Source organism: Vibrio sp. 2092, assembly GCF_033339635.1.
GTDB lineage: Bacteria > Pseudomonadota > Gammaproteobacteria > Enterobacterales > Vibrionaceae > Vibrio > Vibrio alginolyticus.
Map to the genome: position 1 here is coordinate 146574 of NZ_JAWOUY010000011.1, position 25308 is coordinate 171881.

Annotated in this window: 31 protein-coding genes; 15 read left to right on the forward strand and 16 right to left on the reverse strand. The window is 36.5% G+C overall.

From position 1 onward, the window contains the following. Positions 1-11: 11 nt before the first annotated feature. Positions 12-647 carry a hypothetical protein gene (locus R7P80_RS18755; RefSeq protein ID WP_318096787.1) on the forward strand — a complete coding sequence of 212 codons (636 nt, stop codon included), beginning with the start codon at positions 12-14 and terminating at the stop codon, positions 645-647. Positions 648-691: 44 nt separating this feature from the next. Here R7P80_RS18755 and R7P80_RS18760 read toward each other — a convergent pair whose 3' ends face one another. From R7P80_RS18760 to R7P80_RS18770, 3 genes are all read right to left on the reverse strand, one after another. Next, positions 692-1978, reverse strand: coding sequence for a hypothetical protein (locus tag R7P80_RS18760; protein ID WP_318096788.1), 1287 nt, complete (start codon positions 1976-1978; stop codon positions 692-694). 16 nt (positions 1979-1994) lie between these two features. Then, positions 1995-2285, reverse strand: a complete 291-nt coding sequence (locus R7P80_RS18765) for a hypothetical protein (RefSeq protein ID WP_133297294.1) — start codon at positions 2283-2285, stop codon at positions 1995-1997. 134 nt (positions 2286-2419) lie between these two features. Next, complete coding sequence (locus R7P80_RS18770; protein ID WP_052697510.1) at positions 2420-4093, reverse strand: AAA family ATPase; 1674 nt, start codon at positions 4091-4093, stop codon at positions 2420-2422. A gap of 107 nt (positions 4094-4200) precedes the next feature. Here R7P80_RS18770 and R7P80_RS18775 point away from each other — a divergent pair, with 107 nt between their 5' ends. Both R7P80_RS18775 and R7P80_RS18780 read left to right on the forward strand, forming a co-directional pair. Further along, positions 4201-4713, forward strand: coding sequence for a hypothetical protein (locus R7P80_RS18775; RefSeq protein WP_045591878.1), 513 nt, complete (start codon positions 4201-4203; stop codon positions 4711-4713). A gap of 80 nt (positions 4714-4793) precedes the next feature. Further along, positions 4794-5657 carry a TMEM14 family protein gene (locus R7P80_RS18780; protein ID WP_318096789.1) on the forward strand — a complete coding sequence of 288 codons (864 nt, stop codon included), beginning with the start codon at positions 4794-4796 and terminating at the stop codon, positions 5655-5657. 93 nt (positions 5658-5750) lie between these two features. On the opposite strand, the gene R7P80_RS18785 is transcribed toward R7P80_RS18780, so the two are convergent. Genes R7P80_RS18785 through R7P80_RS18795 form a run of 3 tightly spaced genes read right to left on the reverse strand, consistent with a single transcriptional unit; the run spans position 5751 to position 6900 of the window. Then, positions 5751-6116 carry a hypothetical protein gene (locus R7P80_RS18785; RefSeq protein ID WP_052697509.1) on the reverse strand — a complete coding sequence of 122 codons (366 nt, stop codon included), beginning with the start codon at positions 6114-6116 and terminating at the stop codon, positions 5751-5753. A gap of 50 nt (positions 6117-6166) precedes the next feature. Next, the gene (locus R7P80_RS18790; protein WP_318096790.1) at positions 6167-6433 is read right to left on the reverse strand and encodes a hypothetical protein; all 267 of its coding nucleotides are present in this window, start codon (positions 6431-6433) and stop codon (positions 6167-6169) included. Next, positions 6433-6900, reverse strand: coding sequence for a hypothetical protein (locus R7P80_RS18795; protein ID WP_318096791.1), 468 nt, complete (start codon positions 6898-6900; stop codon positions 6433-6435). The genes R7P80_RS18790 and R7P80_RS18795 overlap by 1 nt, the downstream gene beginning before the upstream one ends. Before the next feature lie 173 nt (positions 6901-7073). On the opposite strand from R7P80_RS18795, the gene R7P80_RS18800 reads away from it, so the two are divergent. From R7P80_RS18800 to R7P80_RS18810, 3 genes are read left to right on the forward strand one after another with little or no spacing between them, the layout of a single operon-like run. Next, the gene (locus R7P80_RS18800; protein ID WP_318096792.1) at positions 7074-7982 is read left to right on the forward strand and encodes a hypothetical protein; all 909 of its coding nucleotides are present in this window, start codon (positions 7074-7076) and stop codon (positions 7980-7982) included. Between the two features lie 28 nt (positions 7983-8010). Then, a complete protein-coding gene (locus R7P80_RS18805) occupies positions 8011-8316 on the forward strand; it encodes a hypothetical protein (RefSeq protein ID WP_045591873.1) in 306 nt (101 codons plus the stop codon). Beyond that, the gene (locus tag R7P80_RS18810) at positions 8310-8633 is read left to right on the forward strand and encodes a hypothetical protein (protein ID WP_318096793.1); all 324 of its coding nucleotides are present in this window, start codon (positions 8310-8312) and stop codon (positions 8631-8633) included. Before R7P80_RS18805 ends, R7P80_RS18810 begins: the two co-directional genes overlap by 7 nt. 54 nt (positions 8634-8687) lie before the next feature. Here R7P80_RS18810 and R7P80_RS18815 read toward each other — a convergent pair whose 3' ends face one another. Then, the gene (locus tag R7P80_RS18815; RefSeq protein ID WP_318096794.1) at positions 8688-9509 is read right to left on the reverse strand and encodes a hypothetical protein; all 822 of its coding nucleotides are present in this window, start codon (positions 9507-9509) and stop codon (positions 8688-8690) included. A 285-nt stretch (positions 9510-9794) separates the two neighbouring features. Here R7P80_RS18815 and R7P80_RS18820 point away from each other — a divergent pair, with 285 nt between their 5' ends. From R7P80_RS18820 to R7P80_RS18840, 5 genes are all read left to right on the forward strand, one after another. After that, complete coding sequence (locus R7P80_RS18820) at positions 9795-10898, forward strand: hypothetical protein (protein ID WP_048516237.1); 1104 nt, start codon at positions 9795-9797, stop codon at positions 10896-10898. Positions 10899-10986: 88 nt separating this feature from the next. Next, complete coding sequence (locus R7P80_RS18825) at positions 10987-11553, forward strand: hypothetical protein (RefSeq protein ID WP_229624134.1); 567 nt, start codon at positions 10987-10989, stop codon at positions 11551-11553. A gap of 385 nt (positions 11554-11938) precedes the next feature. Then, positions 11939-12160 (forward strand): hypothetical protein, encoded by a 222-nt coding sequence (locus R7P80_RS18830; RefSeq protein ID WP_038129908.1) that lies wholly within the window; start codon positions 11939-11941, stop codon positions 12158-12160. A gap of 62 nt (positions 12161-12222) precedes the next feature. Further along, positions 12223-12810, forward strand: coding sequence for a hypothetical protein (locus R7P80_RS18835; RefSeq protein ID WP_318096795.1), 588 nt, complete (start codon positions 12223-12225; stop codon positions 12808-12810). Positions 12811-12853: 43 nt separating this feature from the next. Then, positions 12854-13435: a lipoprotein gene (locus R7P80_RS18840; protein ID WP_053318679.1), complete on the forward strand. Its 582-nt coding sequence runs from the start codon at positions 12854-12856 to the stop codon at positions 13433-13435. Between the two features lie 59 nt (positions 13436-13494). Here R7P80_RS18840 and R7P80_RS18845 read toward each other — a convergent pair whose 3' ends face one another. The 3 genes from R7P80_RS18845 to R7P80_RS18855 all read right to left on the reverse strand — a co-directional run bounded on the left by R7P80_RS18845 (position 13495) and on the right by R7P80_RS18855 (position 15295). Then, positions 13495-13962: a hypothetical protein gene (locus tag R7P80_RS18845; RefSeq protein ID WP_318096796.1), complete on the reverse strand. Its 468-nt coding sequence runs from the start codon at positions 13960-13962 to the stop codon at positions 13495-13497. A 90-nt stretch (positions 13963-14052) separates the two neighbouring features. Further along, positions 14053-14784, reverse strand: coding sequence for a hypothetical protein (locus tag R7P80_RS18850; RefSeq protein WP_045591854.1), 732 nt, complete (start codon positions 14782-14784; stop codon positions 14053-14055). Further along, the gene (locus R7P80_RS18855) at positions 14759-15295 is read right to left on the reverse strand and encodes a hypothetical protein (protein ID WP_229624144.1); all 537 of its coding nucleotides are present in this window, start codon (positions 15293-15295) and stop codon (positions 14759-14761) included. Before R7P80_RS18855 ends, R7P80_RS18850 begins: the two co-directional genes overlap by 26 nt. 125 nt (positions 15296-15420) lie before the next feature. On the opposite strand from R7P80_RS18855, the gene R7P80_RS18860 reads away from it, so the two are divergent. After that, complete coding sequence (locus R7P80_RS18860) at positions 15421-15954, forward strand: NUDIX domain-containing protein (RefSeq protein ID WP_020332299.1); 534 nt, start codon at positions 15421-15423, stop codon at positions 15952-15954. A gap of 39 nt (positions 15955-15993) precedes the next feature. Here the strand turns inward: R7P80_RS18860 and R7P80_RS18865 are convergent, their stop codons facing one another. The 3 genes from R7P80_RS18865 to R7P80_RS18875 all read right to left on the reverse strand — a co-directional run bounded on the left by R7P80_RS18865 (position 15994) and on the right by R7P80_RS18875 (position 17738). Further along, the gene (locus R7P80_RS18865) at positions 15994-16554 is read right to left on the reverse strand and encodes an NADAR family protein (RefSeq protein ID WP_318096797.1); all 561 of its coding nucleotides are present in this window, start codon (positions 16552-16554) and stop codon (positions 15994-15996) included. Positions 16555-16619: 65 nt separating this feature from the next. Continuing rightward, the gene (locus R7P80_RS18870) at positions 16620-16814 is read right to left on the reverse strand and encodes a type II toxin-antitoxin system Phd/YefM family antitoxin (protein WP_118894826.1); all 195 of its coding nucleotides are present in this window, start codon (positions 16812-16814) and stop codon (positions 16620-16622) included. 15 nt (positions 16815-16829) lie between these two features. Continuing rightward, complete coding sequence (locus R7P80_RS18875; protein ID WP_241620949.1) at positions 16830-17738, reverse strand: hypothetical protein; 909 nt, start codon at positions 17736-17738, stop codon at positions 16830-16832. A gap of 690 nt (positions 17739-18428) precedes the next feature. Here R7P80_RS18875 and R7P80_RS18880 point away from each other — a divergent pair. Together R7P80_RS18880 and R7P80_RS18885 are read left to right on the forward strand one after the other, a co-directional pair. Further along, positions 18429-19646, forward strand: coding sequence for a ParA family protein (locus R7P80_RS18880; RefSeq protein ID WP_045591848.1), 1218 nt, complete (start codon positions 18429-18431; stop codon positions 19644-19646). A gap of 11 nt (positions 19647-19657) precedes the next feature. After that, entirely contained in the window at positions 19658-21178 is a 1521-nt protein-coding gene (locus R7P80_RS18885; RefSeq protein ID WP_048516230.1) for a ParB N-terminal domain-containing protein, read from the forward strand. A gap of 32 nt (positions 21179-21210) precedes the next feature. Here the strand turns inward: R7P80_RS18885 and R7P80_RS18890 are convergent, their stop codons facing one another. Then, positions 21211-22266 carry a hypothetical protein gene (locus tag R7P80_RS18890; protein WP_318096798.1) on the reverse strand — a complete coding sequence of 352 codons (1056 nt, stop codon included), beginning with the start codon at positions 22264-22266 and terminating at the stop codon, positions 21211-21213. 55 nt (positions 22267-22321) lie between these two features. Between R7P80_RS18890 and R7P80_RS18895 the strand changes: the two genes are divergently transcribed. Continuing rightward, the gene (locus R7P80_RS18895; RefSeq protein ID WP_318096799.1) at positions 22322-22930 is read left to right on the forward strand and encodes a hypothetical protein; all 609 of its coding nucleotides are present in this window, start codon (positions 22322-22324) and stop codon (positions 22928-22930) included. Positions 22931-22966: 36 nt separating this feature from the next. Here R7P80_RS18895 and R7P80_RS18900 read toward each other — a convergent pair whose 3' ends face one another. Continuing rightward, positions 22967-23794: an SIR2 family NAD-dependent protein deacylase gene (locus R7P80_RS18900; RefSeq protein ID WP_053319101.1), complete on the reverse strand. Its 828-nt coding sequence runs from the start codon at positions 23792-23794 to the stop codon at positions 22967-22969. Positions 23795-23896: 102 nt separating this feature from the next. Continuing rightward, complete coding sequence (locus tag R7P80_RS18905; protein ID WP_318096800.1) at positions 23897-24529, reverse strand: hypothetical protein; 633 nt, start codon at positions 24527-24529, stop codon at positions 23897-23899. Between the last annotated feature and the right edge of the window lie 779 nt (positions 24530-25308).

Consider the following 25308-nt stretch of genomic DNA (forward strand, 5'->3'; position numbering starts at 1 on the left):
GAGAATGTATAATGCAAAAATTTATTAAAGCAGGTTTAGGTAATCCAAATAACGGTATTACTATTTCAATGCCAGAAGAATCAAACCCTGAGTCATTTCGTTTTCACATGAGTAAATTTCAGGGGGAAAGTGAGAAAGGGATGTGCGGATATATTGAGATGCTTGGTATTCGCGATGCCATTACAGAAACCATTTCTTATATGTACGAGAATCACAAGGATTTTGTAATCAAAGCTTTCACTGAATACAATCTCGGAATGATCGAAGGTATCAAAACACCAAGAAATCTATTCTCTAATGATGATCCTGAAGATTACGATGCCTTTATGACTATTGAAGCGAAAAACACTTCAATTAAAGGAGAGTTTGACTCGGTGAAGGTTTCTCACGGAGGTAGGGTTCAATTTAAAGACGGTAAAGTAATTTATCCAGAGAGAGCTATTGATAACTTAAACATCAAGATTAGCAAATGGCAGGGTGATTCAGAATATGGAACTCAAGGGTTCATTAGATTGAATGCGCTAAAAAATGCAATTGAGAGAACTTGTTCTACATTAAATCTTACTTTTAAAGATATGCATAAAAAAGCTGAAATCGAAGCTGGTATCAATGTTCCAAAAGACAAAGATTCATCATTATCTCTTTAAATAAATTAAAGCCCATAAAATGGGCTTTCTTATTGGTTTAAAGTTTAAAGTGATGGATAACTATTATAAATTTCAGAGTACTTACGAGAGCTGTTACTTTCTGAAATCTCTTTGATATAGCTTTCTAAGGCAATAACCTCTGGGCTAGATATACTTACCTTTTCTGATCTCGATATTAATTGGTTTGTATTTGAAAAAACTTTAGATATGTTTTCTGCTTTCTCATATAGCTCGTAACCGCTTAATTTTGAGGCATCATTTATCGCATTTATATAATTTTTATATATTCCAACATCACTTGGAAAATAGTTCGCTGCATACGAATCTGTTGATAATTCTCTTCTGGTCTGCATTTCATGGATATCGCTGATAACCATTGTTGAAGTTAAGTTGTCAATTTCATTTTTTTCTTCATGCGAAATGGAACTATTCATACTTGTGCTCAATTTGACACTTACGTTAGTCAATTGATTAATATCCATGTTCTTAATTTCGCCGTATAAGGAAGGGTTCCTTTCAATTGCTGACTGAAGCATGTTGAAACCTTGGCTTGTATAATGAGATAAATCTAAATATGCAATAGCCGCTCGCTCTCTTTCTTCTTTTTGGTCATTAATTAATTGATTAAATTGAGTATATGATAAGTTTTCAATTTTAGCATAGAGTAGCGTTCCAAGATTGTCTGCTGCAACTTCATTAACCAATTCTTTTGTATAGTCACCATATCCACCAGGGATATGTCTTTTAGTTAGGAAGTGACCAAACTCATGAAGAGCTACCATTTTATCTGCTTCTTTATCGCTTTTGATAAACGCGGTGTCTACATTTAATTCTTCTAGTCGAGGGATTGATTTGCCTGTTTCTACATTGATAAAGTGAGCTTCAGATCTTGCGCTTTTTATAGCGTAAGGTTCATCATCAGAAACACCTTCCTTATATGCAGATCGAGATTCCATTTTTTCAAGGATGTGTTTTGGGATTGAATTTTCTAAAGCGATTCTCTGTGAATGTGTGTAATTTTCGCCTTCATCATAATTTGAAATGAATACTATTTCACCGAATTGATCTCTAAAGACGCCACTTTTACCATCAGCAATATCTCGAAGGGATTGCTCATTAATATCAGTGATCTGGGAAGGGTGATCTTGAGAGAATTCTTTAAGGTTTGAAGTGTATTCACTCTCAAAAAAATTACATCCTGATAAAGTCATTGCGGAAACCATTACCAAAGTGCTTTTTGTTATGTTGCCAGTTGTTATGTATTGGTTGGTTTTTGCAAAATCATCAGTAAAGCCTCTCTTAAATTCTTCATATTTTTCTTTTAGGCTCATACATTTATTCTCTTTATTATTCAAAGCTCGGGTAAGGGTTTTTATCAGTTTCAATTTTGATTTTGAACTTCTCTAATTGCTCGATATATCCTTCAATAATTTCAATTTTAGATATAGCAAAGTCTGTACAAAATGGTTTTCCATTCTCTAGTTTATAGACTAGCTCTGATATGAAAACTTTCATGGCAGTTAACTGCTCAATCAAATCCATCATTGATATCTCTATTGAATCTTCAAAATCTGACTTAGATAACAAATCAATTTTTAACAGTAACTTGTATAACTTATCAACTTTTACTTTTTTCATATTTACAAATTGGTTGTGCATTATTTTTAAATATTACCTTAGTATTTATATCAATGCTAACTCGATTGAGGAATCGTAAATAAAAAAGCCCTTAATGCATATTAAGGGCTTTCAATATATCTTTACACGTCTACTTATTTACCTTTTCCTTTGAAAGATAAACCTCTGAAAATCGCACATTTCCTGAAAATGTCGTAGTCAATCTCAACATTTCTCTGTGATTTGTATCGAGCAGCTAGCTTAAGTAACTCTTTAACATCGCGCCCTACCATATTTTCAATACTATCGATTAGTTTGTTAATCAGTTCATTGCTCATTTCAATCTTGTAGTGATTGCTAAGAACAGTCCAGATCCTAAATAGTTCATCGTCACTAGGCAATTCGTATTTGAGGATTGCTGAGCATCGACTCGCAATAGCCTCATCCACATCATTTTCTCGGTTTGTTGTCATGAACAAAATGCCATTGTACCTTTCAATCTTTCTAAGGAATGCAGCTACAATTGCAGAATGACTCATATCATTATCGCGGCGACGAATATAAACATCAGCTTCATCTAGTAGAAGGATCGCTTTCCATTTCTCAGCGTTATCTAAGATTTTTTCAAGCCTGTTTTCGATTTCCTCTGGTTTGATGCCAAGTTGTCCCGCATGAACTGAATATAGGGGTTTTTGGACGCGCTCAGCATACACCTCAGCAGTCAGAGTCTTACCTAAACCAGCAGCCCCTTTTGATAAAATTGCTGTCCCGCCAGACTTATTGCCAACAATATCATCAAGAACAATGTCCGCATCGTTGATTAAGATGTCGATAAGGTCTTTATGATCCTCTGGAAGTACAAGTTTATCGCTTAAATCGCTAGTGTATTCATACGGTACAATCTCGTCAGCTAACATCCAGACACACTCATGATGTGCCAGGCTGAACATCTTAATGAAAGGATGATACGGAATTCGATGAACCATTACTTTGAAATCGTCACTTTCGGTAATGTTATCATCACCGAAGTAACCAAGATCCATTCTTGAGCCATTATTAAGCGCTGTACGTGTCGTCTGGTTAAACTCATTAGGACGATTTGGCTCTTCATCAACAACCAATTTATCGTTCATAATTTTACGGTATGTTCGCGAGTCCATAGACTCACTATTACCATTTCCGATAAACTGAGCGCCAATTTGTTTAGAATATTGCTCATACAAAGCAATTTGATTGTTGTATCTAGATTGGAGTTCCTTTGTTTCTTTAAAAAGCCCTTTTTTAGCCAAGATTGTGGTTAAGGTATACCCATGAATATCTTTTAAATAAAAAATGAAGAACTCTTTTCTGCTTCCATGACGTGAACTGAACCTTGGAGAGTTGTAATCATAATATACTTTCACCGAAGCCTGTTCACCAGTTGTAGGATTCGATGGTGAGTGAAGAATATTTGAAACAAGAAAAGGGATAAAGATATTGTTCTCAGTTAGCCTATAAAGCCATCCATCCAAGTGATCTTTAAGTAAGTACTCTTCTAACGACTTACGAAAAGTTTTCAGAGACTTAATGATGGTGGTGTCATTTTGATCGATCAGCATCTTGAGTTTTTCGCACTCTCTCAAGCCAACGATATCATTCAGTTCTTTTGAGATTTCAATTAGGGCATTAATCAATTCATTTGAAATTGTCCCATTAAACTCAAAGTCAATCTTGTCGTTTTCACGACCAAATCTAACCTGATCAAAAATCTTGGATTCATCTTCGAACCCCTTAGAATGAAGCATTTTCTTGTAATGCTCAGCATTCTTTTTCAAGATAACAATATTCATAATCACCCCTATAATTTTTCCTAATTATACATTACTGAAAATCAAAAGTAAAGTTTATTGCAAGTTAATCAAATTATTGTATAATTAGGATAAAATAGAGAGGTCTAATGAAAAATTTAATCATTGCGATGTTGAAGTTTGTATTCAGAAAATCATGCGCATCTATCGAAAAGTCAGCTTATAACATCGGTTACAGAAAAGCTAAGCAAGACTCAATCGATGAACGTGAAAAGTTTAAAAACGTTGTGTTTGAAGTGAACCACCCCATTGGAGAATTCATCATTGCTGTTCCCAATGAGCACCAGGACATCATTATCGGTCAAATTGTGGCGCATGATACGATTGGTAAATCGAACAGTCCAGTTGCTTGGGTTAGAGACTATGTTCGTGGTGAGGATGTCATGCTTTGGCAGAAGGCATATCCATACAATGAATCTCTTGCCGAAGTTGTTTCAGATCTCCATCCTTTCAACAGGCACGTACTCTTCTATGGTACTGAAAAGAAATTTGCCACTGTTGATGAAAATACCATTATTGGATGGGGAGAAATGAAAGACAGATTAGCACACAATGGATTTTTTAAGGCTTACGAAGAGAGCAAAGAACCAATTGAAGATTGAGCCGATAAGTCGGCTCTTTTAAGTGACAGGCATTTACAATTAATTTATCATATAAAAAACATGAATTTGAAGTAATTGAAATGCTAGAAATTATCAATAAATTGGATGCAAACATACCTTTTGAGTTCACATTATTTTCAGTGGGTTTCCTTATAGCTATTGGTGCAACGCTCATATTCACCAAGAAGATCAATAAGTGGTCTCTTGGGTTTTCTATATTATTTGGTGCTCTTTATCATGAAATCAATAGCCTGATCTATAGTCTGTATAGTACTTATAATGGAAACAACCAAGTATCAACTGTTGCATTCCTTGTTGTGATCCCATCAATTTTAGGTGTGCTTCTATTTTTTAAAAAACAAAGAAGCATGGATAGAGTTTTTACTTTTGGGATCATGACAGCAGTGAATCTCTTATGGTTTGTTATTCATGTATCCATGATAAGCATAAATCTTATTGACTCTATTGATAGGGATGTGTCAGTTCATGAAAAGGCAATCGCTATATTCTTAAAACACGATCAGAAGGATGTGTATTACGACTATTGTCATGAACAACGCCTAGTATGTAATTGGTCATCAGACAAAAAAGATAATGGAGAGTTTTACAAGGCATATAAGTCTGTTTCTGAGAATGAGAATTCAGAAATTCACAGGGTAAAGTACAATCCAAACACATTCCCTATTGCGTCTGATGATATAGTAAGTAAGCACTATCGGGACTTAGGAAGTAATCAAAATGAACACACTTTCATGCTTGTTTACAATAAAAAAACAAACGTGGTTGCTAGCACGTTCAACTTTACATCGGTACAAGAGATTCATGGTAAAACCAAGCTGTATTTTTACACATGGTTTTCTTTAGCCTTAGTTGTTTGGGTGTATGGTGGCTTCTCACTTTTGATTTTTCATAAGTATAGATTTAGAAGTGGGATTAAAAAATAAGCGTTGAAAAACAAATTTAAACTTTCTTTTGTATGAATAAAGGATGAGCTGAAACTCATCCTTTAACAATTCTAATAATGCCTTATATAGCTTTCACGTAATCGGCTGGAAGTTCTCTTTGACTTTAATTCTTGAAGGGAATTTTTCATCAAGGAATTCTTCAATCTCTTTATCTGGTACGCCTCTGTTTTTCATCAATGTTCTATGAAATCGCTCAGCTTGGATTTGTTGAATTTCCTCGTCAGTTTTACCTTCTTCTTTCCAGGCAATGTTCTGATCAAGTTCAGCAAGGTATGAATCAAGTCCAGAAATGCCTGGGTTGTTTTTGTTTTGATTCTCGTAGTGATTTCTATACGCTTTAGCGTAAGTTAGGCTATCCGCAGTCTCACCAACCTCTTGTTTTGCTGCGTGTTGAGCACTTGCGATAGCCATAGTGTCAGGGTGACATCCCCATCCCATAAAAACTCCTTTATTATACAATTTAAATAAGTCGATAGACTGTAGTGGAATTATCGGTATACCCAGCTCATTTTTTTACAAACATCTTTTCTAATCTCAGGAATTGCTAAAAGAACAAATCGAATACCGATAAAAACACCAAATGTCTGCACTATTAAATTAGCAGCCATACCGTTAGGGATTTGGGATTTAACTAACGCTCCAATTACAATGAAGAGAACAATCATAATTGAAGTCAAAAGTTTGCTTTGTGCTCCATACATGGTAGCAAAGCACACATAGTGGAAAACCTTACTGTTGCTAATTTTGTTGCTCATTAGTATAGCCTGTCTAGAATATCAGCGTAATCATACGCTTTAAGTACACCTTTTGAATTAAAACCTACCTGCCCCATGTCGATCTCATAGATCCAATCTGGAACTGAACCTAGCCTTGATTCAATATCTTCAATTTCAGCTCGCTCAATGATTTCCATTGCAATTACATCAATACCCATTGGCTTAGCTAATCGAGTATGCCCATAAACAGCCCCTCCTTCAATATTTGAAGACAATAGGCTCAACTCAAAGTCATTGTACTTAAAGCCGTCTTGAGAAATTGGAACTTTAAATACAACCTTCTTTGATACGTAAGAAACTCGCGATGTTCCCAGTTTTGGCATTCCGTATTTATCAATCATCTTGCTATGAAGATCTAATAATAGCCCCTCTCCAATAAATGGGAGAATGGCTGCTAAGAAATCTTCCTTGTTGCTGTAGTGATTTTGAGAATAGGCTCTCAACATAAACTCTTCTTGCACGGGATTTTCCTGACTTAAGCAATGCCTTGCATTGCAGTTTTCAATTTCGTTTATTTTATCTGGTTTTAAATGATTGGTCAAAATATTTATTGACTCTATATGCAATTGACATATACTAAAAAACATAAATAGAAAGATACTTCTTCAAGGAACTAGCTATGACAACCATTAGTAAGATTGAAACACCAAGAGATCTACCTGATTCTGGCGTTGCAGAGGGTGGAATTCAATACGCAAACTATGTTTATACCAAAGATGGTCGTATTGGTATTGCGCGAGAAAAGTTAGAAAAAGAAGGTGGTGTCGTATACGGTGTTGATTTTTACTGTTCAAATGAAATCGTAGAGGTTTCTGAATCAAAAATTTCTCACATTCCTACTCATCCAATCTTTGATGCATACATTCAAAGCTTGCTTATTATGGACATGGTTGATAAGAACGGCAACTTCAATCAAGATGAGCGTGTTAGCCATGTTATCGAAAACTACGAAACTGATTATGTGGTTGGAGTAAGTGAGGATGTTATCTGCTATTGCCCGTTTTCAGGTACTCACTTTGAATTGAACTCAAAAACAGGCTATTACAAATGTGTTACGGGTATTGAATCCGTTCATACTAAGTCACTACATGAGGGTGCGAAGCTGGCATTTGAATGGGCTTGGTCTGAAAATGGGCTGTTAGACCCTAACAGTGAGTTTTTGAAAAATTTAGCCTCAAAATATAAGGTGAAAGGTCTAAATCAGAATGTGCTAGACAAGGTGGTTGAAAACCTAACGAGCTACTTTGAAGTGACTGTTTCTGAAACATCTGGCGCTGAATTTCATCAAGCTGGTGAGTTTACTTCTAAGGCGGTGCAATCTGTATACATTGAGTCTGCGGAAGGTAATAGCGTAAAACATGTTTTAACTGTAGATGTAGATCCAAAAACACTTTTGATTTCAATTGATTTTAAAGGTGAGATTTTCAGAGTTGAGCCTGTCGATAGCTATTACAGAAGTGATGTCTTCTCATCTCAGCTTCAAATGATCGCTTTGTTCGAGATGCTGAAGGACTTAGAGGTTAACTAATCAGCTATTAATAATTAAAGAGGTCTCTATGACAGATTTAAACCGTGAAAACTATTCGAAGGAAAGCTTGTGGCTTGCTGCTGAAATCACACTGACTGAGCGAGCCGATGTTATTCAAGCGGCAAAAAACAATGCTGGTGTTTCAGTGTCGATTGATGATGTACATGGCTGGTGTATTGAAAAATACTTCTCTTTGTCACTATCAGGTCATTCTTTTACAGATTCAGAGCTAAAGGCGTATCATGTTATTAATGACCGCCTACAAAAGCTTAAAGAGCTTGGCTACTACTCTGTTGGTAGTCGCTCACTGTCACAAGAGATTGAGCAATGCTAGGGAAACAAGAGTTCATACCTTGCAAGTACCCACAACTGCTTCATTTTTATGTTTACTCATCGAAATCTTTTCCTCAAGACAATACCGATAAAGAGGTTTATGATGAGTTCATTAAATTCATGGAAAGTCTTGGTATTGTAGTAGAGCAAGGTAGAGAGAATGCCCCTTACCTATGCTTCACCGACAATGTTACCTATCATTATGATCAGCCGAACAAGTACTGGGTGAAATGCCTGGCTGGTGTTGGTTACAGAAGCGAAGGTAAGTTTATACAGACAAGGGAAGATTTAGAAAATTTCAAGAACCTTGTTCTCTAGAATGATTAAAAAGCCTCAAGATATTCAAATCTGAGGCTTTTTTATTATGATCTATTAAATGGCAAGTTCAGATTCCTTGACTTCTACCCTTTTAACTCTTAGGTTTTCTGGAAACTTATGATCGTTATATTTCACAAATGAACCATCAACCATAACACTCCATCTCTCAGGGTTTCCGTAAATCTGCTTAATTTTTGCATGGTCATTTTTATCTTCCAAGTCGAAGACGGACTGTTGCTCACTGCCTGTGTACAGGCTAACCCAAAAATCAACAATGTACCGATTATCAATGACACAGAAATCATGACCAAATGCACTAGTAACTTCTTTATGAGTGCATTCAGGATTGTCCTCACAATAGAAACCGTATACTTCAGAACGTCCAGGGTATTGTTCTGCTACATACAATGCGCAGTTTGTGCATCTTCCCATTTCTTCATCGTTTGGAAGGAATGCATAAATATCAGTTTTCTCTTTCTCTTCTTCGCTAAACTGGTCAGCAGGAATCATAGAGCCGTATTCGGCATAATGAATGCCTATAGCCTGCTCAGATCTAAACTTGCTTTCAAGTTCTTCTTTAATACTGAGTACCTTTACTTGATTATCTGAAGATAGTCCATTGAAGAAGCAATTTATGTCTTTTCCATGTTCAGTGGTTAACTCCCAGTTAACGTTTTGCAGTTGGCTTGCAGGTTCGCTGAATGGCTTTGCGCAGGTATATAAATTGAAGCGCTTCAATCCCCAGCTTGCCATTGCTTCACCTTCATCTAAAAGTACGAATGTCTTACTAGGATTGCCTAACTCATGTACGTACAGTCTTCCATTACCAGAATCAAGATTACGCTTTAGTCCAGCTAGCTTTATTGTTGTGCTCATAGTTTTTTCTTTTTTGAGTATTTTTAATTATTTTATCATTAATAATTAACTAGAAACAAATTATTATGCGATTCGTTCTTATTGAAATAATTCTTAATTTATGTATAATAAAGACATTAGCCCAGAACAGTGTTCTGCCCTAATGATGGCTGTCGAGCCTGCCTCGCTCACTTTGGCATGTACGAACTTAAAACAAACTTACTGAGTCTGATATTTCTTTCTTTAATTCGGACACAGGTAATGAGCGAGCCTTTAAAAATGTCCGACCATTAGAAGGTATATATCATGCTTAAAATGACCCTAAACAGTAGTGAAGCACTACTTGAAGAACGTAAACGTATTGAAGAAGTTTTAATGTCTGAGCTTGGCAGAGCGCCGAAGGGATGCAAGCTTGATCAGTTGGTTGCAAAAATTTGGAAGCAGCCAAACTTTGAAACTGCATTAGCTTTGTCTAAGAGAAGTGATGATTCAGATCGTGTAACTGTTGCGGTAAGCGCAGCGTTGAATTTGTTAGAGTTATCCGACTTATCCAGAGATATTGTGGATAAAATCATCAATGAGATCAAAAATTCAAAGGCACCTATCTTTGTTGATAATCACGAAGAAACCATGCATAAAATCTGCCTGATCTGTATCTATCATGTGGTTAGTTCGCGTTACTCTCATCTAAGCTTTAGTAAAGATTGTACATATCAACAATTTTGGATTGATAATGATTGTTTGAAAGCTGCCACTCGATGGGCTGGATACGAATTCTATAATCACATTGCAACATTTGTTGATCATTGGTATCGAACATCTAGTGCTTGGTATACACACGGTGGAGCGGCACATCCAGACTGTAAACTAGTGGCTCGTGTCACCTATGACACAATGATTTTATTGAAAAAGGCACTATCAAACCATTCTTTAGTATCAAAGATTGAGATTTTTGAGCGTAATAGCGCTAAGCAAATTTACTCACTGTTTTTCATGAATGGATTTCATGAGGTTGCAAATAAAATTTTCAGTGAGGGTCGAAATAAGCCTCTTCTGCTGAATGGTTTAGCTAAGCATGTTAACTCAGTAGCTCCTTTAATCGGAATCAAAGATCTAAAGGTAAAGCATTTAAAAGATGATAGCGTCACTTTTATCAGATTATCTGACTACGAGGGATTTGTCTTCACTGACACATTTGTTTTAACACTTAAACCAAATGGACTACAGATTCGCTATACATTAACCAAGAGCAAGGGAAATAAGGTTTTAAAGGTCGCTGGTGATTACAAGGGAGAGTTCAGAGATGTGTCAATGTTGGATGAAGTATTCTCTGCTCATTACCACGGTTTTAATAGAATGAGACACCTTAAAAACTCACTAGTTGCAGGAATTGATTTCGCAATTCTATGATTACAAAAACAAGAAGTCATACTCTGGCTTCTTGTTTACTTTTGCCTTCATTTACGTATAATCAAGAAAAACCAATTAAAGATGAATTATGCAAATTATTGATACCCTATCGAAAAAACAATTGCGTCAATTAGTGACTCAGAATCGAGGATTCTCTGTGACTTATGATGATGGAAGCAAAAATGGCGCAGGCGCTTGGTATAAGCATGGCACTACTACTTTTTACGATGAAAATGGAAAAGTTGAAGCTGAGTATGCTTATGTAGAAGATCAGTGTGATTATCTGTCCTCTAAAGGTTTTGAACCTGGCAGTATGGGCTTTGATCGACAAAAAGCATGTATCAAGCAAAACAAAAAGCTTAAGCTAAAGAATGATATTGATCTGTGTCGGTTCTTCACTCTTGATAAGGGGTTCTATAGCTTAAGAGCACTGTATGAAGACAAATTAAAATCTTTGAAAACACCTTCTGAAAGACTGGAAAGTATTCATCGAAAAGTAAGCGGTAGCCCTTATGCTAATGGGAAGGTAGAGCGATGGTGTAAAAGCCAAGCTTGTGCTTGTTTAGGTTGTGCAAATGGACTTCTTTCATGGGACTATGCAGAGTATTGTGATTACATTGTGTATAGACGCGCCAAAGCGCTAGGGATTATTTAGGAGAAGTTATGGAAAACATCCAGCAGATCCATCCTGAGAATATCTAAAGTTCTTGAGAATTGATTGCTAAGCCTGAATGGAAACATTCAGGTTTTTTTGTGTGTTCGAGAGAAATCGTTCCTTGTTTACAAGCAGATATTGGTCTATTTCTGAGATGCAAACCAACTCCCCTCGAACAGGCATTACTATACCTTAGTGGTATCAATTAGCAATAATTTAATTATTAATATTATCAATATAATAGCGTTTAGAGCAAAAACTCGCCTATTATGTAAGCAAAATTTGCCTTTGATCTAATTGTCTGATATTAAAGCTTTAAATTTATTTCTATGACTTGAAACATGATTAGATGGATGTATAATCGTAAAAAACAAAAGGATTCTTTATGATTAATGTGAATTTAAAGCTGTTGATAATGGCTTACATAGCAGGAATGAGTTGTTCATTCGCAGTAGCTAGCGCGGTCTACTACTTCAAACCTTTTGAGATAACAAAAAGCCTCGTGTTTACAATCCTATTCGCTGGTGGAGCCGCTATGACTCTTTTAGCGTTAAAAGGATTGAAAAAAGATAAGCATCTAGGACTAGCCAAACAAGAAAATAAATAATAGACTAAAAGCAGGTATATACCTGCTTTTTTATTAATAAATTAAAAATTTCGGAATAAAAGATGAATAAGAAAACATTACTTGGCGTATGCATGGGTACGCTAGCTGTTTGTGGTGCAGCAAAATCGGGAATTGCAAATGCAGAAGAAATTAGCCCACAAATAAAAACGAATAGTGTCTATGTTGTAACTGTTTCTGAATCAATCAAAGACAAGTCAAACATTATTCTCGAAAAACAAATCCTGTTGAGCAACAATAACCCATACCATACAGTTTCAAAATTTAGTGAAAATTACTTTCTGAAAGATGCTGAAGGTGATTTTGTACTCACTAAGGAAGGAGATCCTATCATTGAGTACGGCGTGGAGCTTGAATTTAAGGGATATTCTCTTATCAACGGCAACTATGCCAGCATGAAAATCAATACGCAAACTTTGGTGAACACAGATGATTATCTAAATTCATACAAAGTAAGTAAGCACGATAAGCAAGGCTTTATGATTAAAGACACTATCCTGCCAGAAATCTCATCAACATTCACTGCTACAAATATCGAACTACCAGAAATTGGTAAAGATCTTGTTGTTTCAAAAGGAAGCTTCAAAGATTCAGATAAGCAAACGTTAGTAACAATAAAAAGAGTCGAGTAATCGACTAATGGCAGGTCATCCTGCCTTTTATTAGGAATCTATAATGAAAAAATCAGTAATTATCGGTTTAGTGTCGGTATTGGCATTAGCAGGATGCTCTAGTATTGATAAAGCAGAACAAGCTCCAGATGGGCAAGAGAAGATTGAACTCAGCAAAAATCTTTCTACATACCAGGTTTCTTTGAGAGAGCATTCTCCGTCTCGATTTATGATGCCTGATGATATTTTTTCTGTTCTGGTGTCTATCCCAAAGGATTCAAGCTTTGATGGGTTTAGATATAGCGGTTCAAGTGATGATGATGGAAGTCTATCAGAAGAAGATAAGAAGACTCTCTTAACCAATCACTATTTAAATCGAAATGACAATCTAGAGATTATAATTGACGATGTAAACTATGATGAAAGTGGTAGCCCAACGGACGCATACATTTCTGTAAGCGGTAAAATTCTATCAAGTATAGAAATGGTTATGATGGGTGAAAATGATAGAATTCAGTTGCCAGTAGTTACTAAATTTGGCACCGATGGTAGATTTGCACTTCCATTAGTATCAGATAAAGAAATTACCGTAATGCATTTTCAAGATAACGCGAATACGTACACATTGACAATTAAAAAGCACTAGGCTGAAATAGCAATACTTAAAGGGTTTGATACAAGTATCAAACCCTTTTCTGTTGGAGATTATTGGATAATAGGAACTTCAATGACATCGATTCTATCAAAATGATCACCGCCGTTTGATGCGGGGTTTTGCAGTTCTTTTAATATCACTTCTTTGTTATCAAGTTCAATGGGGATTTTTACCTTAATAGGTCGTTTCTGCTTATGAGCGCTTACTTGTTCTTGAAACGCCAGCATAGCTTTTTCTGCAATACTCTTACTTGTATAAGTCCAGATAAGCTCGCCTTTTCCGCTATTACTTCCAAATGAGTCAATCTCTGAATATCTCAATACAAGAGCATATACGGTACGTTCAGTATCAATAGATAACTTATACTGTTCCATTTGATGACCAGGCTTTACAAGCTCAGGTTTTTTTATATATGCCCCAGACAATGAGTAATCTGTAATTGTTCCCCAATTATCCCAGTATACTTCCTTAGCGACTACATCCCTTGTTACTTCTTCAGTCAAAATGTACAAATTCATCTTTTAATTATTCTTGATTGGTATTTATTTGACCAAAATAATACAAGAGAAATCTGTCACTAACAATGATTCTAAACAACTAGAAAACAATTAAATCATCGATTGCTTTGTTTTCGGTTTAACATCGCTAATGGCATTCCTGATGTTACTAGAAAGTCCTTGAAGCTCAAGAAGTTCCTCAATAGTCGCTCGTTCCGTTCTTTTTGACCAGTCAGAAAGAGACATTTCCGTATTGATACCAAACTCGATACAGTTACCTTGATAACTACCAAGCAATCCAGAGAGAAGATGTTTGGAATGTGAAATTACAATCATCATTTTATTGTCTGAAAAGCCATTCAGCTTTTGTCCGATATGTTCACCTAATGCTGGAGAGTAATAGTCAGACAAACCCACGTCTGGCTCATCTAAAACAACAAGAGCTGTTTTTTCATCTTTGATTGCGCTTTCTAGACATCTAAGGGTGGCGCTAATTGAGCATACCCCTGTAGATTTAAATGACTCATTACCAAAGAACATCTTTCCATATGAAGCTGTTCTTTGAGCCATTGATACGATATACGGATGAATACCTGTATCATGCAATGCCTCTGTTGCCATAAGCTTTGCAAAGAAACTTTTCCCACTGCTATTGTCGCCGTAAATTACAATCAGTTTACTTTGCGATTCTGGGATCGAGACATTAATGTTGGAAAAGACTGGCGAGCATCCTGTTAGAGTCGCATTATAAATCCAATGATCCCCTCTTTGGATTGATTCGATAAAGCGCAAAAGAGGAAGCCACTTATTGTCTTTATTAACGGTATTCGATTGTTGCAACATAGTTACCTCTTGATCGACTTGCTTTTAAACCACCGCGATACAATTTCATGATGTCTGAATCTTCATGGAAGTCATTCTTACTTACTTCACTTTTGATGAATGACATTACTTCATCATTCAGTAGTGTTAGTTCTTCATCTAGGATGCTTTCTAAGAATTTTACCTGTTCTTTTGAGTTAGCGTCATAAGCATAGAGATCAAAACTGCCGTTTTTAATATCACCATACTCATCAAATAGATCTTCCTTTTTATAAAGATATCCATTTGATAGTTTTGCTTTGCGCAGCAAACCAAAGGCAATTTCAGCGCTATATTCGTCGGCGCATCGAACTAACACATCACCATTAGTCAGATTGATAGTTTCTGGAAGCTCTGTTGCAGGGATAATCTCAGGGAAGGCGATGTTATACCCAATATGGTCAGAGACCTCAGCAAAGAAATCGTTAATCAGATCTGATTTTACAAGGAAGGATTTATGATCTCCCAGACCCATTGCAATGATGTGATGCATTATTTTTTCCTTAATTGATTGTTTTAAATTATACATATATTAGGATTATAGTCAAACAAATTTTAGCTTTTAAAATGATTGACATTCATGTATCTTAGTACGGTTTTTCGAATGGTAAATAAATAATGAAAAGAAAAGTAATTGAGCACATTCCTGGTTCGCTCGGAAAGCGTAATGCAGCATTTGTTGGCTTTCACTTCAAATCGGAAGCATGGCGTGGTTTTGAATCTTTGCCTGTAGAAGCTAGAAATAAAGAGATCTTGCAAGTAGCCTTAAACCTACGCTGGGATTCAAGGTTCGGTTTTCCAGGGGGTTTAGTTGAAGAGGGTGAATCTCTTAAACATGGCGCAGTTAGAGAGGTTCGTGAAGAGCTTAATTTTAGTATTGACGAATCCAAGCTAGAATTGCTTTGTACACATCAAGTTAAAGATGATCTAAATGCGCATTTCTTTACTTATGAGATTACAGAAGAAGAAAAAAGATTGATGTATAAAAACCTTCTTGATGCTCCGCATTTTGGTTTTGAGATTTCAGGTCTTATCTTCCTGCAATGCGTAAATCATGAGTCAGGTAAAGGGGTAGATAGCTTCTTAGAAAATACCTCTCTAGCCCCTGCTGTAGACATCGAAATCAAGAAATTGATGGAGAAATATGCCTGATATTAGAAAGCCCCACATATCGCTATGTAGGGCTTTTAATTAGTATGGGATCTCGACTGATACTGGGTTGATAAATAGCACTTGGTTTACCCTATCCAGTTGTTTACCTAGAAGGTTTAGACCTACCCAATTTTTTGGATTCAAAATCTTAGGGTTCTTTTCATCCAAACCTACGCCCCAATTTAAGTCATTTTTTGCAGCTTCAACAAATTGTTTTGTTCCTACTGTAGCCATTGACTCACTACACACCTTGTTTTGCTGGAATTTTAATACATTACCGTAGAATACAACATCTTCACGGTTTTCTTTCCACACTTCTTCTGAGTAAGGCTTAACATCTCGACCAAGCATTTTAGCTGCTTGTGGTGTCTTGGCATCAAGGATTTTTCTGAACAGGCATTTCGGATGCATACGCATAAATTCGAATACATCTTTCATGGTTGAGCTTGCGCCCAAAACCATAATTCTAGCCTTGTGAAACATCATCCAATGCTCTGCTGACTTGAATTTAAATCCTTTGTATGTAAATCCATGCTTACTCTGCTGAGAGTAAACCTCTGACTTATCATAAAAGAACACAAAGTTTTCTGTAATTAACATTTTTTATTCCACTTTTAAATATTAAAAATCGGGCTAATGCCCGATATGTAACGATACTTTGGCTTTTACTGATTGGCTGTTTGAGGAATAGGATCAGCTATAAGCGCTTTTGTTTCGTTATACGTATGGATATCCATAATGTAGGCAACGGGTTCATTATTCATTTTTAAAACTGCTGTTTTCCCCGTCGAAGATACTTCTTCAAGAACTGAATCTAAGTTTGACTCAAAATCTTTACTTTCTATCTCTACTTCCAACATTATTTATTTCCTATATTAATGATTCATGTTCTGAGGCTTGCAAGTCTGACAACGATTTAAAAAGGCGTTCCAGTTTTCTTTCAGTTTTTGTTTGTTTGAATCAGTCATTGAATTCAGTGATGTGATGTTTTCATTAAGCCACTGAACTGCTTTAGTTTCAACTGTTTTAATTGGTGTATCGCGAAAAGATAAAGTCATACGATGACCATCTTTTGAAACGATGATGTTGCCACGACCATGACGCGACTGAAACGAAGTGTTGTCTGGTAAAACTCGACTACCTTTTGCGCGTACCACTGGTGCTGGTGCAAAAACGCCAGTAACGTTTTTAGCTTTCAGTCCCATATCGAACCAACCACGGCTCATTGTTAGAAAGTCAACAAGAGTAGCATTAACGTAGTTTTGCTTAATGTAGTTAAACGAATCTTTCACTTCTTGATAAGTCACTGTACCGTTTGCCGCTGCGTGTTTTACAGTTTTTGCCCATGCATCAACAATTTCAACACTGATTTTTTCTGAATCGAAAGTGCCAAGAAAAGCGCTTTTACCAGAGTTGTCAGCAAACGACATAACAATCTTAACCTCGGTTGAGATTTTGTTCTTGCGCTCAATAGCTCGCATGTAGATGCCACCTTGTGAACGCTTCTTTGTTACCGCTTTAGTGTTTTGACCACGATCTTCGAAAATCGTAAATTTTGCGTCAGCGTATGATTCGTTTAGTGAATCAAGGCAGTCAAAACGGAAAGTCTTAGTTGTCTTTGTGCTAAGAGTAACGACAAACGAACCGTAGTTTTTACATCTCTTTACGTAAAGATATTTAACACCATTAGCCATTTCCTCCGCTTTCGCAATTAGGCTGTCTAAATTTACATCTTGAGCGAGTATTTCTTGGGATACATTCGCCTCTAAACCTCTGATTTGCATTCTGATTGTTTCCTCTATTACAGCCAATTAATTTGAACTTTAATTTATTTGTTATTCTGTTCAGTTCGTTCGATTATACCTAGATAAAGCTAAAAGTAAAGTTTATTTTTGCCTTTTTTAACACCCTTGCTTGCGACATAGTTGCATAAGCAACAATAAACACACTACTTGCCTCTAAGTTGTTGATTTTATTGCTGGTAAAATTTTAGTTCATACATTTAATTTGCGGCTTACTGGTGCGTTATAGGTTGGTTTCCTAATTATTTCGCCTATGTTCATATGATACCACGATTGAACTTATGACAAAACGGTATGCTGGTTATTTTTTAATTAGTTTGATGAATAAATCTTGCGCAGACTTCTTCTTGAGACGCGCTGAAACACAATGAGACAGAGTGAGCCAATCGACTCATCACAGGTTTACCTGTGTTACGTATTAGTTGACTTACAAAGATTTCATCTCCAGAAAAATAAGTGTCGTATTCCAAAGATCGGATGATTGACCATACTCACTCGAAATGACCATACTCGCTTGGTTTGACCATACTTGCTCTAAAAGACCATACTCGCTCTAAATGACCATACTTGGTATTTTTGACCAAACTCGCTTGATTTGATTGAGTTTGGTGCTATCATCCTGTTCAGAATATATTTTTTCGAATATCACTAACCTTGGGGAAGGCGGATATCATGACAAATCTTCGTGCAGAGAATATACAAGCGCTTAAGCGTCAACGCACAGCTCTAGAAAAACACCGTAAAGTAAAGAGCATGACTTCAGGTAAAGTAGAAGTTAAAGAAGAGCTAATTGAGCAGTTTTACTCTAAAAAGCAGCTTGTAGGCGCTTTAAATATCAGCGATGCTCAGTTTGAAGAGGTCAAAAAAGGTATGATTGAGGACGGTTATATCTTCAATCAGAATAATAGTAATCAATATCAGCTTGATAGGGTTCAAGCGATTGAGTTTGTAAAGCGGTGCGGTGTTAAGTCTTTCAAGGAAATAAGGAAAGAGAAAAATATCAGCCCTAGTGTTGTCGTAGTTCAAACAGCTAAGGGTGGTGTTGGTAAAAGCACAACTGCCCAAGGTGTTGCTATTGAAGCTGCTTTAGACCCTATTAGAAATATGCGTGTTTGCCTAGTCGATTTCGATCCTCAAGGTACTCAAAGAGTATTTCTTTCGAAAGAAGCCGTGGACGCTAAGGATGACAACTACATTTCTTTTGTAGACAAGTTCCAAGACTGGATGGATGACGATCTAGAAACACGCAAAGAAAAGCGTGAATTCTATCGTAATGAATTACTAGAGGATGTCATTATTCCTACTAGCGTTCCTGCGCTAAAACTAATCCCTTCTGTTCTGACTGACCTTTCATTCCAGCTCTATTCATCAGCGAAGCTACTTGAGGAAGGTAAGCAATTCTCTATGTCATATGTTAGGGATATGATTATCGAGCCTCTTAAAGATGATTTTGACCTGTTTGTATTCGACTTGGGTCCAAGTCCAGACATGTTCTTAATGAATGCGCTGTACGCTGCTACAGACCTTCTAATGCCTGCTACGGGTAAACCTATCGACTTTAGAGCTTATGAGAAGCATCTTGTTAACCTTGAATATGTTTTCAAGGAAATGCTGCCTGAAGATTGGAAGGGTTTGAACTCTATTAAAACAATTATCAATAGAGCAACAAAGGCTGATAAAGTAGTTTGGAAAAATGTAAGCACAATACTAAGCGTTTCTGATTGTTTGCCAGAAATCATACAGGAGTCTGTGGCGTTCTCTCAATCGGCAGAGGACTACAAGCCAATCCAACTATACAAAACAAGAAAAGCTAGCGTCAGAGAGGCGCAGAACTCCATGAATAGGCTTTATCAGTCATACATCGACGTTGTATCTGAAAGGTTTCTTTAGGAGGGTGAGATATGAATGATCGTTTCGTTTCCCCAAGCAAAAAAAAGAAGGCTACCTCTACAGGAGGAAGCTTCAACCACCAGGCAAATGCTGAGGCGTTAGGTAAGTCTGTAAAAGTGGTGGCTCAAGCAATTAACTCCCACATTGAAGAGTTAAATAGAGTAGATATCAATCAGTTTTTAGGCGAGCTGACAAAAGAGTTAGAGGTTGACCTGTCTGGCTTTAGCGGTTTGGTCAACGTTAATTCATCTGGCACGTTTTATTTAACTAGCCCACTTTATGGTGAGACTGAGTTAAGACCAATGGAGCTTCGCACTTACAAGTACGACGAAATTGAGTCAAAAACTGTTGTCAATACGAGATCAAATGCCCGTATTCAAGAACTTCTTAACTCTCTATCTTTACAAGATATTTTAGGTACTCTTCAGGAGTCTGGTCAAAGCCTGCCAGCTATCGGTGTTGAAATCGATGATGGTAATGGTGGTAAAGTAGTCGAGATTATTGACGGTAGTCGTCGTAGACGAAGCTGTATTATTGCAGAGAAAGATTATTACGTCTTTGTTCTGAAGGGTAATGTAACAGCCATTCAAAGAAAATTTCTTCGAGAAACATTCAAGGCTACTAAAGAGCACTCGTTCTTAGAGGAATGTATTGCAATAGCTGCGGATCTTCATGAGTATAAAACTGAGAATCCTAAAGCGAGTATCGAAGAGTTTTCGAATATTGATTCAAAATATAGTTCGAGTAAAGTAAAGAGAATGGTGTCTTTTACAAAGATTCCACTTTCAATTATCAAGCATTTTTCAGATATCACTCTGAGATACAATTTTTTCGATAAGAGCTTATACCCTCTGTACACGAAATTTAATGCGTTAAACATGCTTGATGTTCTCGATGCGAACTTAAAGAATGAAGTTAGAGTGTTTGAAGAGCATGTTGATGATGATAACGATCTATCAGATGTAAACTTTAACGTTATTCCTGATCCATATGCAAAATCGGTGATCGATAAACTTGATGGGCTTGCTGAGCAATTATCTGAAATTTCGGAAGATATGTTTCTTTATGTGCCAAGAGAAGCAATAACCGAACGGTTTGTGTCACATTTAGCTTACCCTCTCTATATCAAAGCCAATGATCTAGGTATATTAGATGAAATTGTTGTTGAGCTTAAAAATCATAGAGTAGCCATAGAAGCCACTGATGATGCGCCAGAAACCGTATCTGAGCACATACCACTGGAAAGGCTGGAAAGTGCATTTAAAACAATCCTAGATGGACTAAGCAGCTATCAAGATGATAACAAAGGAAGATCTGGTATTGATGGTCAGGTTGAAGCCCCTGAGAATGTTGTGCCTGCACCCAAAAAAGCTCGAACAGTTTATCATTGGGGATCTTTGAAAAGCAAAAAGTACATCAGATCAACTCAAAAAGAGTCTGGTGAGTTAATGATTAGCTTCAAAGGTGCTAGCGATGAAGTTAAAGAAAAGACGTTAGAATACCTCAATAAGCTAATGCAAGAAGAAGACTAGAAAACTGATATTGGGGGCTTAGCCCCCTTTTGTTAGTAATCATAACCAAGCTCAAAATCATTATATGGGTTCACTTCTACGATTTTGGCAGACTCTAATAATTGCTCATCAATGATTACAATCTCTTTTTCTCCAGGCTTTCCATACATTGCTTCGGCTGTATATCCAGATATTTTGAGATTCTTACATAGGAATTCATTAGCCATTTTTGCACATTCAATCTCTGTAAGATCAGGATTAAGGTTTGATATGGCGTGATTTAAAGCTGAATGAATATCCCCAAAAGAGAAGTCCTCATGGTGAAAATCAGGTGTGTTTTTGATTAAAGACTGAAACGCGGCATGAAATTTTTGACTAAGGTTATCGAAATCCTCTTGGAATCCATCATCGAAGTCATAGTCATCAAAAGCTCTGTGTATACATATGTCTTTTAGATCTGTACTGCAAGTTGCAGAAGGATATATTCCATCATCATCAGGATCTACGTCATAAGTCTCGTCAAACCCCTTATCAAGCAAGTTCTCAATAATTGATTCAAAATCAGTATCTTCATCTATAAAGACACCCGCATCAGCCAAATATCTCAAAGTTTCGGGGTCGAAATCTTGTGGGTTTACATGCTTGTTACAAAAGTCGATATAGATATCTATTAGATCATCTGATTCATACAGAGTTTCACTCCAGTCCTTCAAATCAGAAATATCTATGTGTGGGATTGAGACCTGATACAGCACACCTCTATGAGGGCAAGAGTATGCTTTGCCATTACCATTATTGGTTAGTACGTTCAAAAACTTTATATGTTCAGACATGCCAGAGAAGTGGTCAATTGCTTGATCAAATCCTTTCGACTCAATTACCTCTATAACCTCATACGGTATGGTTTCAGGTTCGATTATTTTAGATTTATACATGTATGTAGGATCTGCACCATCATATGTTTTGTATGTTGATAGATAATCTTTGGCTAAGTCAGGACTTCCAAAATAAAACCCAAAACCGTGCCTTGCTAAACCAGTACCAGTACCTATTTTATTGAAGTCAAACTTGTCGAATCTTTTTGGGGTGGCTGTAAAAGTGGTTATCATTTCAAATTCTCTTAGTTATTTTAATAATTATATCATTCATAAGCAGGAACTTGAATTGAAGCAAGTCCTAAAACTGCGTATAATTAATATTAAAATAAAAATAGAGAAAACTACAATGAAAATGGAAGTTGAAAGGTACGGATTTTTTGTTTGTGCTCAAAATGATGATATCACTCTTGCTGGTGGTTTAAGATCTGGTAATAGTCGTGCTCATGAAACCCGATTGAAATACATCATTATGGATAACCATAGAATCAAGTCTTTAATGAAAGAAGGCATTGATCAAGTAGAGGCACAAAGGCTTTCTGAAGTTGGGCATGTGGAATTATTTGTCGAAGATGGTACTCTTTTCGATGTAAATGGCTTGGTTAATATCGTTATCAAAAATGAAAAGAATTTCAAAGAGAGAAGACAGGGGTATGCAACAAAAGTAATTCAATCGATTGTTGCAACCACTGGAAAAGATCTTGAGATTATGGACATTCAACCAGGCAATGCAGCTCGATTTTGGAAATCTCTAGGAACAGTATTCCACAATGGACATGGAAAGGAAATTACTAACGCCATAACCAAAAAGTCAGGGATTGTTCATGGTACTGTTTCAAAAGAAAAAGTCCTGTCAATCTCAAAAGAAAAGAATAAGGAATCTTCCTTCGATATCTAAAAAGACAACCCCAGCGACCCTGCTGGGGTTTGATGCTCAAGGTTTGTAGAAGCATAGTTCGTTTATAAACTCCAAACTACTTTTGGTTTCAAGCATCATATTATTTCTTCTTATAAGGTTAATTTCTTCGGGGTCTGTGTTTATTCTAATCCCAATTGCATCAGGGATATCCATTAAAATAGAGCTATGCTGCATTCTAAGCCTACCAACTGATTGTCCAGCTCCGAATTCAAGTACAGTCACATTTAAATCATCATGTCGAAAAATATTGTAATACCATTGGTTGAACAACTTAGCCTGAATATCTGTCCTATCACTTTTAAATTCAAAATCTCCAAACATAAGAATGTTGGGTCTAGCGATTGATTCACATTTAGGACAGTAAACTTTATGTTCAGGAACAAGGTTATTATCCACTTCAATTTTTTCATTAATGGGAAAAATTGGTGAATCGCAACTGTACTTTCCGCATTGCCAGTGATTTATTGAACCGTGAACCTCGTAGATTTTATCCTTGGAATAGCCAGCTTTTTCAAAGTGTTCGTCCACATTTGTTGTTAAAACAAAGTAGTCGATATTATTTTCATTAATAAAATCTAAAAGCTTTTTGTATCCAATATGAGGATTAGTTGAATCATAAAGATTTTTTCTATGGATATAAAACCCTTGAAAGAGATCTTCGTTTTCATAAAGCATCTCTGGCGAGGATACCTGAGTAAACTCTTTGCCATTCAATTGTGGGTAGTTATCCCAAAACCCATTATTGGATCTAAACACTGGTAAACCGCTATCAGCAGAAAACCCCGCTCCAGCTAAAATTATCAGCTTGTCAGTTTTTCTTAAAATTTCTCTAATTTTTTTCATGACTATATATTTCATTTTTAATTTTTAGAGATGATATTATAGTTTCACTTTTAATCAAGGTGTTTACAAAAAGAAAGCCCCGCATAAGCGGGGCAAGTTCGATTACTTTACTCTGAATGCTCCATTTGATACTTCTACCCAAATCCCCTCCCCTACTCTCAATACTTGTTGATTGGTGTAGATGTGAGAATATTGCTCAATGATAGTGTATTCCTTTACGACTCCATTACCGTTAACAACAGTAAAACTATCCCAACAATTGAATTCTTTGAACTTTCGATTTTTAGCTTGGATCAGAAACTCAATTGGGAATTCATCTTCTCCGCTGTAAACATGCTCATTCAGTTCTGATTGATTAATTAATTCATGTAGTTCATTAAGTTTGAAATCGTATTCAATTTTTTTCGCTGGCGGGACAAGCCACAAATTGTAGGCATTTTCAAATACGCCTGGATTATTGGTGATTTCAGGGTATGTATTAATGAAGTGTTTTTCTGCATCACTAGCGCTAACTAGATCTTTCAGAAATTTATCATAAGATGACTCATTCCATGACTCTGAAATCTTCTTTAAATGTGAGTATGAGGTATACCCAAACTGTTGCGAAAACTCATTTAAGATCTTAGTGATTTTCTTTTTAAGGGTGAATTCTGAGCATACAAAATTATTTAAATTCTTGATGTCATTTTTAAGTTGGATTGCTTCTTTTACAGAAAAATAGATGCGTTGGTTCATGATAGTAATTTCCGATTTTATGCCAATAAGCACCACTCTTACTGACTGGAAAAAACAATCAGTAATTTTAATTTAAACTACCCTATGCATACGCTTTGCCTTTGTGGTGGGTCAGGACTAGGTGTTGCCCTAACTCTCAAACTACAACAACTAAGAAACCGTGTCAATTTAAGATGGTTTAATGTGTGCTTGCTTATTGGAAACAAATCAATACCATACTGCTATATCGGTTAGGTTCCTAACTCGGAATTCTTGAAGATGAATATGGGTACTATGCAGTCCAAGGGATTGCCGCAGCGTCTACCAGGTCAAACTGTATTTTCTCGGTTAGGTTCCTAACTTGGAAATCTTCAAGACGAATACGGGTACTATGCTGTCGAAGGGGTTGCCGTAATGTCCACCAGAGTAGGCTCTATTTTCTCGGTTAGGTTCCTAACTTGGAATTTTTCCAAGACGAATACGGGTACTATGCTGTCGAAGGCTTTCCGCAGCGTCTACCAGATCAAGCTCCAATTTCTCGGTTAGGTTCCTAACTTGGAAATCTGCAAGACGAATACGGGTACTATGCAGTCGAAGGGTTTGCCTTGAAATCTGACAAACACGATTTAATTTCTCGGTTAGGTTCCTAACTCGGAATTTTTCCAATACGAATACGGGTACTATGCTGTCGAAGGGGTTGCCGCAGCGTCTACCAGAGTAAGCTCCAATTTCTCGGTTAGGTTCCTAACTTGGAAATCTGCAAGACGAATACGGGTACTATGCAGTCGAAGGGTTTGCCT